The organism is Lysinibacillus sp. UBA5994 (assembly GCF_002429725.1).
In the GTDB taxonomy this organism is placed as follows: domain Bacteria; phylum Bacillota; class Bacilli; order Bacillales_A; family Planococcaceae; genus Lysinibacillus; species Lysinibacillus capsici.
Genome location: NZ_DJAU01000055.1, coordinates 1 through 12,306, shown reverse-complemented (window position 1 = coordinate 12,306; position 12,306 = coordinate 1). Strand labels below are relative to the sequence as shown.

The window sequence follows — 12,306 nt, the reverse complement described above, 5'->3', positions numbered from 1 at the left end:
TAGGACGTCGCTAGGCAAAAAGTAACCACTGAGAAATCAGTGGTTTTTTGTATGTTTTGAAATCTAGAAAATGTTAAAGTTTAATAGAGTGATCAAAATATTCAAAGGGGTGCAATGGAATGGCAACAGGACAATATAGTAAGGTAATCAATGTACAGAAAAATAAATTAGAGGGTTTTATTCATAATAAAGAACAATGGGCTGTTTTAATACCAGGTTACTTACATCACGAATTACTAAATGAAGACGATATGATCTGGGTCTTCCAAGGAGACTTTGGTATAATTCAGAAAGCTGTTAAAGTAAAACTTAAAGTAAACAAATCAGATGCTCATCAAATACAGTTTGAATTAGAGGGTTTATCTGATCCTATAAATGGTAATGGTTCTTTTGAAATCATACAAAATCAAAATGAATCACCACAACTGACTGGTAATTTAACAATGAAAGCAAGTGGATTTTTAGCAGGAATGATGAATCCAGTATTAGATAATTTTGTACCTCGGCTGATTGAGCAATTAGTGGAAGCAATGGCCATTCAAGCATTACAAGACTAGTTATATGAAAATAAGTGGTGAACCGATTATTACAGATAACAGCAATAATCGGTTTTATTTTAATTAGCAATTCCTACTGCTACAAAAATGATGGTTTAGGTATAGATGACTCTTTTTTTGAGTGAGGCGTCAATGATAATGACATCAAGCTGTGATTAATTTTGATGAAAAGGTTTGTTACTAAATAAAAAGTGGATTACCATGCGGAGGGATAGCTTTTTTCTCTCCTTATAATTTCGTATAATTAAAGGAGAATCTAACGAAAATGGGTGTTTGTTTTGCATAAGAAAAAACCAATTATAGAAGGGTTAGAACGTTTTCGACAGCAACAAAATATTTCTTTTCATGTCCCAGGTCATAAGCATGGTGAACTGTCCCACCTTCCACAAGCATTTAAGGATGTAATGCGTTATGATGTAACTGAGTTATCAGGATTAGATGATCTACATTACCCTGAGGAAATGATATTAGAAGCCGAGAATTTATTGGCAGATACATATGGAGCAACGAAGAGTTTCTTTTTAGTAGGAGGGTCTACTGTTGGAAATTTAGCAATGATTTATGCTACTTGTAACAAAGACGATACCATTATAGTTCAGCGTAATGCACATAAATCAATTTTCCATGCTATTGAACTTGTTGGGGCTAAGCCAATCTTTGTGTCGCCGCTATGGGATGAACGGACAATGTCGGCGACACATGTAACTTATAGAGATTTAAAAGAAGCCGTAGAAAATTATTCAGAGGCGAAAGCAGTAGTGTTAACATATCCTACTTATTATGGGATGACTTCGAATGAAATACAGCAACAAATTGCTTATTGTCATGAGAAGGGAATACCTGTATTGGTGGATGAAGCACATGGCGCTCATTTTAATGCATGTACGCTATTTCAGCCATCCGCATTGACACTTGGTGCAGACGTTGTTGTTCAATCAGCTCATAAAACTTTACCTGCTATGACGATGGCCTCTTTTATGCATGTTAAGTCGGAATTGATAGAGGCTGACAAAATACATCATTACTTACGCATGTTACAATCTAGTAGTCCATCTTACTTATTATTAGCATCATTAGATGATGCTCGCTATTATGTACAGACATATATGGAGAGTGATGGGGCATATATAATAGAAAAAAAGAATCAATGGGTAGATGCATTACGAGCAATTGGATCATTAGAAGTAATTGAAGTAGATGATCCACTTAAAGTATTGCTACGTGTTAATGGTTATAGTGGCTTTCAATTACAGGAGGCATTAGAGGCAAAGCATGTATATGGGGAACTTGCAGATGTCAATCAGGTTTTATTTGTGTTACCTTTGCTGAAGCAGGGACATACCTACCCATTTGCTGAAATCAGGGTTCGTATAAAAGAGGCCATAACAACGCTATTAAACACAGCTAAAACAGATAGCATAACGGCTTCTCAAACAGCCTATCATTTTGTACCGATTACTGAGCCTATATATACCTTTAATGAGGTTGCATCATTAAAGAAAGAATGGTTACCATATATGCGTACAATGGGGCGAATTTCAGCGAATATGATCATTCCTTATCCACCTGGTATACCATTATTAGTACCAGGAGAAAGAATAACAGTAGCTAAGTTAAGTCAATTGGAAGAGCTACTAGCAGCAGGTGCAACATTCCAGGGGAATCATCGTTTAGCAGAAAAAATGATTCAGGTTATTAAATAGTTGGAGGCCATAACAGCATGAATAGCAATTTATTTATTACATTTGAAGGACCAGAGGGAGCAGGAAAAACAACGGTCATTCAAATGATAGCAGAGCGATTAACAAAAAATAATATTGAAGTTCTAGCAACAAGAGAACCAGGTGGAATTGAGATTGCAGAAAAAATAAGAACGATTATTTTGAATCCTGCACATACTGCTATGGATGAACGAACAGAAGCATTGTTATATGCTGCAGCAAGAAGTCAGCATTATTTTGAGAAAGTACGTCCTGCCTTAGATGCAGGGAAGTTAGTGATATGTGACCGTTTTATCGATTCCTCTTTAGCTTATCAAGGATATGCAAGAGGTATAGGTGTCAATGAGGTGCTTTCTATTAATGAATTTGCTATTGGGAAGAAATTACCTGACGTGACCATACTATTTGATCTTGCTCCAGAGGTTGGCTTAGCGCGTATTCATGCAACTGGCAATCGGGAAGTAAACCGCTTAGATGTTGAAAGCTTGCCGTTTCATCAGAAGGTACGTGAAGGATATTTACAATTAGTAGAGCAGTACCCAGAGCGAATACGTGTAGTTAATGCAGATCAAGATATTGAAAATGTTGTGGAAGATGTATGGTTATTATTATTGGAAGCAATGCAGTAAATGCATGAAGTTGTCTACAACAATGTGATATAATGATACTATCCATTAATTTATCTTCACTAGGAGGGCAACATTTGTCGAAGTACCTATTAGGTCAGACACACCTTCGTGTAAGATACATTATGTGTTTAGGGAACCTTGTAGATGTCTCTTTTAAAACTTTCTTATAGAGTTTTTGTATCAACATGATGATGTTCCTCTAGTTCAACAGATGAACTAAGATTAAGTATAGAATTGAAATCTATCTAGGTGAATTTTATAAAAGGGGTGAGTGCGAATGAAGTTAGTCGTAGCTGTAGTGCAAGATCAGGATAGCAGCCGCTTATCAAATGCTTTAACGAAAAATCAGTTTCGCGCAACTAAATTAGCGAGCACAGGAGGATTTTTACGTTCAGGAAATACGACATTTCTTATAGGAACTGAAGACTCTCTCATACCCAAACTTTTAGATATTATTCGGGATAATTGTCGGGCAAGAGAGCAAATGGTTGCACCCGTTTCTCCGTTAGGAGGCAATGCTGATTCCTATATACCTTACCCTGTGGAGGTAGAGGTGGGAGGAGCTACCGTATTTGTTTTACCGATTGAACAATTCCATCATTTTTAAAAAGTAGCCTCCGAAGCTAAATCATTGATTATTTGTTACTATTAAACATTTTATTTAAAATTGATTATGCGTAGGAGAAATAGATGAAAATTGTGGGGGCGAAACCAGCTTGAAGATTAATCAAGATATACGTGTCGGGTTAAATACAAATCGCAAAGAGCCACTACAAAATAATAATCAAAATAACCGATTTGGAGATATGGTCGTCAAGCAAGGTAATAAGCTGCAAACAGAACAACTCACGCGTTTGTTAGGAGATATATCTACTGCAGGGGACCGAGTAGCTAGATCACGTAATTTACGAGAACTTGCTAGGTTTAAAATGCTAGTTAAACGATTTCTACAAGAGACAGTAGAACATGGTATGGAGTTAAAACAATCACATACCTGGAATCGTTTTGGTGAAGGAAGACGTCTGAAAATCATTGAAACCATTGATACACGTCTTGTCGAGCTTGCACAGGATCTCTTAGACGAAGAAAAAGAAGCAATAGATCTTCTTGATAAAATCGGTGAAATTAAAGGCTTACTAATTAATTTATATATGTAAAACCCGTGTCTCGTTCTCATTTAGGCGCGGGCTTTTTTCAAATGTTGATGTGGCTACTCGCCATAAAGTAAACAACTGTAATCTTTACAAGAGTGCAAGAAAGTATCACCTTTTGTTGTAGAGACAGGAAGGAATTTAAATGTATGGCCAAGAATGTTGAAGAGCTACTCACACTGCAACCAGTCGTAATGAAGCAGCTTCAAACAATATTTGACAAGAATAGATTAGCACATGCATATATTTTTGATGGCGAAAAAGGGACAGGCAAGGCAGATATTATGCACTTTTTTGTCAAATTAATGTTATGTGAGCAACCAAGTGGAAATGTTCCATGTGAAACATGTCGAAATTGCAAACGTGTAGATTCGGGAAATCATCCAAATATTCATCAAATTTATCCAGATGGTCAATTCATAAAAATTGATCAGATGCGAGAACTCATCGGAGAAATGAAAATGGTGGGTGTAGAAGAAGGACGTAAGATTTATGTGCTTCATCATGCAGACCGGCTTAATACAGCCTCTGCAAATATGATACTTAAATTTTTAGAGGAGCCAGAAGGAGAAGTAACTGCCATATTACTAACTGAGCAAATGCAGTCAATTCTTCCAACTATCCGTTCTCGTTGTCAACATATCAAATTTCAAAAAATGCCACGTCATGTTTTGTTGAAGCATTTACAGGAAAATAATATTTCATATTCAATGGCCTCAACAGTAAGCATGATGACAAATGAGCTCGAAACAGCGATTTTTCTAGCAAATGATGAGCAGTTTGCACTCGCTCGAAAAACAGTGTTAAAATTAGTAGAGGCTATTCGGCAAAATGTACACGAAGCATTGCTTATTGTGCATGAAGAGTGGTTGCCTCACTTTAAAGAAAAAAGCGAGATGGAGCAAGCATTGGATTTACTACTATTTGCTTACCGTGATATAGTGTCAATAAAAGCTAATCCCGAGGCAGCTTGTACTTATCCAGACATGTTACCACTATTTAAAGAAGTTGCGTTATATTCCACTTATGAAAGATTATCAAACCAGATGGAATCTATTTTACAAGCACGCGCCTCTTTACAGCGTAACATGAATAGGACGTTATTGATGGAGCAGTTAATGCTAAATCTGCAGGAGGGATATACATTTGTATAATGTAGTAGGAGTCCGCTTTAAAAAGGCGGGTAAAATATATTATTTTGATCCGGCATCATTTCTACTAGAGGATAGTCAATATGTTATTGTAGAGACAGCCCGCGGTGTAGAGTATGGAAAAGTAGTTGTCCCTCAAAAAGTTGTGGGTGATAATGATGTTGTATTACCACTAAAACAAGTACTTAGACCAGCAGATGATCGTGATCGTATACAAGTAGAGGAAAATGCAGCGGAATCAAAGCGTGCATTTGAGCTCGCTAGTACTAAAATTATAGAGCATAATTTAGAAATGAAACTTGTAGATGTTGAATATACATTTGATCGTAATAAAATTATTTTTTACTTTACAGCTGAAGGACGAGTTGATTTTAGGGATCTAGTAAAAGATTTAGCCTCGGTTTTTAGAACACGTATTGAACTTCGTCAAATTGGTGTGCGTGATGAAGCCAAGCTTTTAGGTGGTATCGGTCCATGTGGTAGAATGCTTTGTTGTTCCACATTTTTGGGTGATTTTGAGCCCGTTTCGATTAAAATGGCTAAAGATCAAAACCTATCATTAAATCCTTCAAAAATATCTGGCCTTTGTGGACGTTTAATGTGTTGCTTAAAGTATGAAAATGATGAATATGAAGAAGCAAAAGAGGGCATGCCAGATGTTGGTGAGATAACAATGACACCAGATGGCCGTGGGAAAGTAGTAGGGCTAAATGTGCTGGAAAGACTTATTCAAGTATATTTACATGAGCAGGAACGCACAGTTGAGTATACACTAGAAGAACTGCTAGCATGCGAAAAAAATCTTATTTAAGATAGAGAATTTAACGAGGTGGCTTGGGTGAAGGACCGTAATTTCTTAGATACCGTTATGGAGTTCGAACAACAGCTCGAAGCAATGCAGGAGCAATTTGGTGCATTGAAACAATTTGTAGCGTTAATGATGGAAGAGCATAAGGCGCTTGAAACAGAAAATCATCACCTACGTACACGTCTAGAAGAACTACTTTCTAATACAAACTCCGTACAAGCTGCTGAAGTAAAGAAAGAGAGTCCGCTAGATATTGGTGAGGGATATGATAACTTAGCTCGCCTCTACCAAGAGGGCTTCCATGTTTGCCATGTTCATTTTGGAAGTTCACGTAAGGGTGAGGATTGTCTGTTCTGTCTATCATTTTTAAATAAACAAAATGTGTAATAAAAGGCTGATTCCCGCTACGGTGGTGTCAGTCTTTTGTTTTGTAGCGTAGGAGGAGTAAGTATGGAAAAATGGCTAAAAGGTGACGAGCGGTTAGATTATTTGTTGGCTGAGAATTTACGTATTATTCAAAGTCCCTCTGTCTTTTCGTTCTCATTAGATGCAGTATTGCTTTCGAAATTTGTCAGTATTCCTTATCATAAGGGAAAAATCGTTGATTTATGCTCAGGAAATGGTGTGATTCCACTTTTTTTAAGTGCACGTACAAAGGGACAGATAACGGGAGTAGAAATTCAACCACGTTTATTTGAGATGGCAGAGAGAAGTATCCGTTACAATCAGCTAGAACAGCAAATTCAAATGATTCTTGGAGATGTTAAAGAAATACCAAAACAACTTGGGATTGAAAAGTATGATGTGGTTACCTGTAATCCACCCTATTTTTTAGCACATGAAGCGAGTGATAAAAATCTTAGTGAGCATCATGCCATTGCACGCCATGAATTGTATTTAACATTGGAAGAAGCGATTCAATCCGCAAGTAAATTATTAAAGCAAGGGGGCAAGGCCGCATTTGTTCACCGACCTGGGCGATTATTAGATATTGTGACAGCTATGCGAGCAAATCGCTTAGAGCCTAAACGGATGCAGCTCATTTATCCGAAGGAAGGGAAAGAGGCTAATACATTATTAATAGAAGGAATAAAAGATGGAAAGCCTGATTTAAAAATTCTGCCGCCGTTGTATGTTTATGATGCCAATAATGAATACACGACAGAAGTGAGAGAAATTCTTTATGGAAAAGAGCAATAATCACTACTTTTATGTGTTAGAGTGTGCTGATCAAACTCTTTATGCAGGGTATACAAATAATATAGAAAAACGTGTTGCTGTACATAACGCTGGTAAAGGAGCAAAATATACAAGAGCTAGAGGTCCAGTGAAATGTATTTACAAAGAAATATTCGAGACAAAGCAAGAAGCAATGCGTGCTGAATATGCCTTTAAGCAATTAACAAGAACACAGAAAATTAATTATATAAGGAGGGGTGAATCGTGAAATCACAAAAAAGTACAATACACGATCAGACAGGTTGTTTATATCTGGTAGGAACACCTATTGGTAATTTAGAGGATATGAGTGTGCGTGCACTTCGCATTTTAAAAGAAGCAGATATTATCGCTGCAGAAGATACTAGAAACACCAAAAAGCTGTGTAACTACTTTGAGATTGACACACCACTAATCAGCTACCATGAGCATAATATAGCCGTAGGTGGAGAAAAATTATTAACATTACTACAAGAAGGAAAAACAATTGCATTAGTAAGTGATGCAGGTTTACCTTGTATTTCTGATCCAGGTGCAGATATAGTGGAAAAAGCAATTGCCCAAAACTTTTCTGTTGTACCAGTGCCAGGGCCTAATGCAGCAATTTCAGCATTAATTGCATCTGGGTTATCGCCACAACCATTTTTCTTTTATGGATTTTTGAATCGCGGAAAAAAGGAACGTCGCCAGCAATTAGAACAATTAAAAAAACGCCAAGAAACGATTTTACTATATGAGGCACCACATCGCTTAAAGGATACATTAAAAGATATGGAAGCTATACTCGGGGAACGTCGTATTGTTTTAGCTCGAGAGCTGACAAAGAAGTTTGAAGAGTTTTTACGAGGTACTTTGTCTGAAGCTGTAGAATGGTCACAAACTGAAGAAATACGAGGAGAGTTTTGTATTGTTCTTGAAGGTAATAGCTGTGTAGAAGAGGAAGATCATGAAGAAGCCTATTGGCAAAACATGTCCATTGTTGAACATGTTGATTTCATTATCAATCAATCGAATGTATCTTCAAAAGAAGCCATTAAAGAAGTAGCTAAGTTAAGGCAAGTGGCAAAGCGAGATGTTTATAATGAATATCATAGTGAATAATAGTAAAGAGTTACCTTATTAGGGTAGCTCTTTATTTTTATTTAGTTAATGACTCGAAACTTAAAAGTTGAAAAGTAATAATTTTGAGACACAATTTTAAATTGATAATAATTGTAAATAATAGTAACCTTAAATAGAAAGGTCTGACATGGACATTATAAGGGGTTAAGAAATTGGTTATATTAATAAACAGAAACACCTAAATCACTGTTTTGATTTAGGTGAGAAACTAATTATTTTTTTAAGTTAGATTGAATTTCTTTAACTAACATTTCTGCGCCTTCTGGACTTAAAATTAATTTGCCTCCAACTAGACGGAAGTTATCATCTGAAACTTCACCAGTAACAGCACATGTCATATTAGGCATATATTTTTTTAAGATGATTTTATCATCATCCACATAGATTTCTAAAGCGTCCTTTTCAGCAATACCTAGCGTACGGCGTAACTCGATAGGAATTACTACACGACCTAACTCATCGACTTTACGAACAATCCCTGTTGATTTCATAATAGATTTCCTCCTAATTTATAAAAGTTATATTGGTATTTCGTCAAATTTCGACATTATTTCTTTGTCTGATAGTTATCATACCAAGTAATGCCATAAACGTCAATTAATTAATGCACTAATATTATGGTTTTTAAAAAAAATTTTTGAGAAGAATGCAGGTATTTTAATTTTTTTAAAAGGTTTTTAATAAATATTTTTGTTAATAGTAAAAAAGGTTCTTATTTAAGTCATTTAATGGATTAAATATATTATTCGACAATTTTCGCGTTTAATAAACTTTCATTGAAACGAATTTCGTACTTCGTTAGAATAGAAAGTATATTGTAAAACAATGGAGGCAGTTCTTGTGAGTGAACAACAAAAAACATTCTATATAACAACACCCATTTACTATCCAAGTGGGAAGTTTCATATTGGTACGGCATATACAACAGTAGCATCTGATACTATTGCACGCTATAAACGTTTAAAAGGTTATGATGTACGCTTTTTAACAGGAATGGACGAACATGGCCAAAAAATTCAAGAAAAAGCAGCTGAAGCGGGTAAACATCCTCAAGATTATGTAAATGAAATTGCCGATGCTGCGAAAAAACTTTGGGGTTTAATGGATATTTCTTATGATGACTTTATTCAAACAACGCAGGATCGACATACGAAAGCTGTCGAAAAGATTTTCCAAAAGTTTTTAGATAATGGTGATATCTATAAAGGTGAATATGAAGGCTGGTACTGTACACCGTGTGAATCATTCTTTACTGAGACTCAACTAGTTGACGGGAACTGTCCTGATTGTGGTCGTCCGGTGCATAAGGTTAAAGAAGAATCGTACTTCTTTAATATGAAGAAATATGCAGATCGTTTATTAGCTTATTATGAAGAGAACCTTGAATTCATTGAGCCAGAATCACGAAAAAATGAAATGATCAACAACTTCATTAAACCAGGGCTAGAGGATTTATCGGTATCAAGAACATCCTTCGACTGGGGAATTAAAGTACCAGGAGATCCAAAGCATGTCATTTATGTATGGGTTGATGCATTAACGAATTATATTACAGCCTTAGGTTATCTATCAGAAGATGAATCATTATTCAATAAATATTGGCCAGCAGATGTACATGTAGTTGGCAAGGATATTGTTCGTTTCCACACGATTTATTGGCCAATCTTCTTAATGGCATTAGATTTGCCATTACCGAAAAAGGTATTTGCTCATGGTTTTATTATGATGAAAGACGGTAAAATGTCTAAATCAAAAGGCAATGTAATTTATCCTGAAATGTTAATCGAGCGTTATGGTCTAGATGCGACACGTTATTTCCTATTACGAGAATTACCATTTGGCTCTGATGGGGTATTTTCACCAGAATCATTTATTGAACGTACAAACTTTGATCTGGCTAATGATTTAGGGAACTTATTAAATCGTACAATTTCAATGATTAATAAATATTTTGATGGTATTATTCCGACAGAAAATCTTCAACCGACAGAATTTGATGCAGCTTTAAAAGAGCAAGCTGAGTCGGTACGTATTAAATATGAAGAAAGTATGGAAAAAATGCAATTTAGTGTCGTTCTTGCTGACTTATGGACGCTTGTTTCACGCACAAATAAGTATATAGATGAGACACAACCATGGGTGTTAGCAAAGGAAGAGTCAGACAAGCCAAAATTAGGTGCAGTTATGCGAAATTTGGCAGAAAGCTTACACCAAATCGCTGTCATGTTGCAACCATTTATGACAACAACTCCTAAACGTATGATCGATCAGTTAGGATTAGATGACAAATTCTTAGCATGGGATACAATTGCAACATTCGGCAATACTATTCCAGCAAACATTAAAGTGGTAGAAAAAGGGATACCGATTTTCCCACGCTTAGAAAATGAGGTTGAGATTACTTATATTCGTGAGGAAATGCGTGGGTCTGTGAAAACACCACAGGATGAAGAAATTAAAAAGGTAGAAAAAACTGAAGAAAATCCAGAAATTCCTGAAATTACTATTGATGATTTTATGAAAGTTGATTTGCGTGTAGCTACTGTGACTGCATGTGAAACTGTTCCGAAAGCAGATAAATTATTAAAGCTACAAGTTGATCTAGGATATGAGCAACGTCAAGTAGTTTCAGGTATAGCGAAATTCTATACACCAGATGATTTAATAGGTCAAAAAGTGATTGTCGTAGCAAATTTAAAACCAGTAAAATTACGTGGTGAAATATCACAAGGAATGATTTTAGCTGGTGAGAAAGATGGAATTTTAAAATTAGCATCAGTTGATCCTAAACTTGAAAATGGTGCAAAAGTAAAGTAATGAACTTAAGGAAGGCCTGCTGAATATGAATTATTCAGCAGGCTTTTCAAATCTGTTAGAGAAATCGGGATTAAATTATTTTGATATAATTTACGATGCGTGAAAAACTTGGTTTTATGGGCCCGAAGAACTACTTGTGGTAATGTCGATTAAGTGGAATGTCACAATGTCGAATAGTTTGTAATGAAATTGTAATGATCACGAAAAATATGAAATAATAAATTTTAATAAAATCAATGTTAGGAGAATGAAGATGTTTATAGATACACACGTACATTTAAACGCAGATCAGTATGAGGAAGATCTTCAAGAAGTGATTGATAGAGCTCTTGAAGCTAAAGTAGAACGAATGGTAGTTATTGGTTTCGACCGTAAAACCATTGAGAGAACAATGCAATTAATAGAGCAATATGATTTTGTTTACGGTGTCATTGGCTGGCATCCAGTAGACGCTATTGATTGTACTCAACAAGATTTAGAGTGGATTGAGCAATTAGCTTCACATCCAAAAATAGTTGGCATTGGTGAAACGGGATTGGACTACTATTGGGATAAGTCTCCAAAAGACGTTCAACAGGAACTTTTTCGCAAGCAAATTCAATTAGCTCAAAAGATCAATTTACCAATCGTTATTCATAATAGGGATGCAACAGGTGATGTTGTACAAATTTTACGTGAAGAAAATGCTGCATCCGTAGGGGGTGTTATGCACTGCTTTAGTGGAAGTGTAGAAACAGCGCGTGAATGTATAGCAATGAATTTTATGATTAGTCTTGGGGGACCAGTGACATTTAAAAATGCACGTCTACCAAAGGAAGTAGCTACAGAAATAGCTCTTGAGCATTTGATGATTGAAACAGACGCTCCTTATTTAGCTCCACATCCACATCGAGGTAAGCGCAATGAACCCGCTTTCGTGCCTTTAGTTGCTGAGGAAATCGCACGTTTGAAAGGGTTGACAATTGAGGAAATTGCACAAGCAACTACAGCCAATGCGAAAAATTTTTTTGGGATTGACAATTAACTAGCTTAGATGCCTCCAATACAGGGTTTGTGGTTGGCAAAAAACAAGAAGTCAATTTTCAGAGAAATACTTTCGGGTTGACAGTGCCAAAACTAGTCCGTATAATCC

General features: G+C 36.0%; 14 protein-coding genes. 13 read left to right on the top strand and 1 reads right to left on the bottom strand.

What is annotated here, in order from left to right:
• The first annotated feature begins 119 nt into the window (after positions 1-119).
• The 11 genes from B3D98_RS16265 to rsmI all read left to right on the top strand — a co-directional run bounded on the left by B3D98_RS16265 (position 120) and on the right by rsmI (position 8,336).
• Positions 120-557, top strand: a complete 438-nt coding sequence (locus B3D98_RS16265; protein WP_054548601.1) for an SRPBCC family protein — start codon at positions 120-122, stop codon at positions 555-557.
• 269 nt (positions 558-826) lie between these two features.
• On the top strand, positions 827-2,260 hold the full coding sequence (locus B3D98_RS16260) for an aminotransferase class I/II-fold pyridoxal phosphate-dependent enzyme (RefSeq protein WP_288584277.1): 1,434 nt from the start codon (positions 827-829) through the stop codon (positions 2,258-2,260).
• Between the two features lie 17 nt (positions 2,261-2,277).
• Positions 2,278-2,907 (top strand): dTMP kinase, encoded by a 630-nt coding sequence (tmk, locus tag B3D98_RS16255; protein ID WP_048395427.1) that lies wholly within the window; start codon positions 2,278-2,280, stop codon positions 2,905-2,907.
• A gap of 277 nt (positions 2,908-3,184) precedes the next feature.
• Positions 3,185-3,514, top strand: a complete 330-nt coding sequence (locus B3D98_RS16250; RefSeq protein ID WP_004229230.1) for a cyclic-di-AMP receptor — start codon at positions 3,185-3,187, stop codon at positions 3,512-3,514.
• Positions 3,515-3,623: 109 nt separating this feature from the next.
• Positions 3,624-4,064, top strand: a complete 441-nt coding sequence (locus B3D98_RS16245) for a YaaR family protein (RefSeq protein WP_004229228.1) — start codon at positions 3,624-3,626, stop codon at positions 4,062-4,064.
• Between the two features lie 143 nt (positions 4,065-4,207).
• On the top strand, positions 4,208-5,212 hold the full coding sequence (holB, locus tag B3D98_RS16240; RefSeq protein ID WP_054548598.1) for a DNA polymerase III subunit delta': 1,005 nt from the start codon (positions 4,208-4,210) through the stop codon (positions 5,210-5,212).
• Positions 5,205-6,020, top strand: coding sequence for a PSP1 domain-containing protein (locus B3D98_RS16235; RefSeq protein ID WP_048395431.1), 816 nt, complete (start codon positions 5,205-5,207; stop codon positions 6,018-6,020). The genes holB and B3D98_RS16235 overlap by 8 nt, the downstream gene beginning before the upstream one ends.
• Positions 6,021-6,047: 27 nt before the next feature.
• Positions 6,048-6,404 (top strand): DNA replication initiation control protein YabA, encoded by a 357-nt coding sequence (gene yabA, locus B3D98_RS16230; protein ID WP_004229222.1) that lies wholly within the window; start codon positions 6,048-6,050, stop codon positions 6,402-6,404.
• 63 nt (positions 6,405-6,467) lie between these two features.
• Positions 6,468-7,217 carry a tRNA1(Val) (adenine(37)-N6)-methyltransferase gene (locus B3D98_RS16225; RefSeq protein WP_054548597.1) on the top strand — a complete coding sequence of 250 codons (750 nt, stop codon included), beginning with the start codon at positions 6,468-6,470 and terminating at the stop codon, positions 7,215-7,217.
• Entirely contained in the window at positions 7,201-7,464 is a 264-nt protein-coding gene (locus tag B3D98_RS16220; RefSeq protein ID WP_004229219.1) for a GIY-YIG nuclease family protein, read from the top strand. The genes B3D98_RS16225 and B3D98_RS16220 overlap by 17 nt, the downstream gene beginning before the upstream one ends.
• The gene (gene rsmI / locus B3D98_RS16215; protein ID WP_048395435.1) at positions 7,461-8,336 is read left to right on the top strand and encodes a 16S rRNA (cytidine(1402)-2'-O)-methyltransferase; all 876 of its coding nucleotides are present in this window, start codon (positions 7,461-7,463) and stop codon (positions 8,334-8,336) included. Before B3D98_RS16220 ends, rsmI begins: the two co-directional genes overlap by 4 nt.
• A 233-nt stretch (positions 8,337-8,569) precedes the next feature.
• Here the strand turns inward: rsmI and B3D98_RS16210 are convergent, their stop codons facing one another.
• Entirely contained in the window at positions 8,570-8,848 is a 279-nt protein-coding gene (locus B3D98_RS16210; RefSeq protein ID WP_004229214.1) for an AbrB/MazE/SpoVT family DNA-binding domain-containing protein, read from the bottom strand.
• Positions 8,849-9,182: 334 nt separating this feature from the next.
• Between B3D98_RS16210 and metG the strand changes: the two genes are divergently transcribed.
• Complete coding sequence (gene metG, locus B3D98_RS16205; RefSeq protein ID WP_369823948.1) at positions 9,183-11,174, top strand: methionine--tRNA ligase; 1,992 nt, start codon at positions 9,183-9,185, stop codon at positions 11,172-11,174.
• Positions 11,175-11,427: 253 nt separating this feature from the next.
• The gene (locus B3D98_RS16200; protein ID WP_048395439.1) at positions 11,428-12,198 is read left to right on the top strand and encodes a TatD family hydrolase; all 771 of its coding nucleotides are present in this window, start codon (positions 11,428-11,430) and stop codon (positions 12,196-12,198) included.
• The last annotated feature ends 108 nt before the right edge of the window (positions 12,199-12,306 follow it).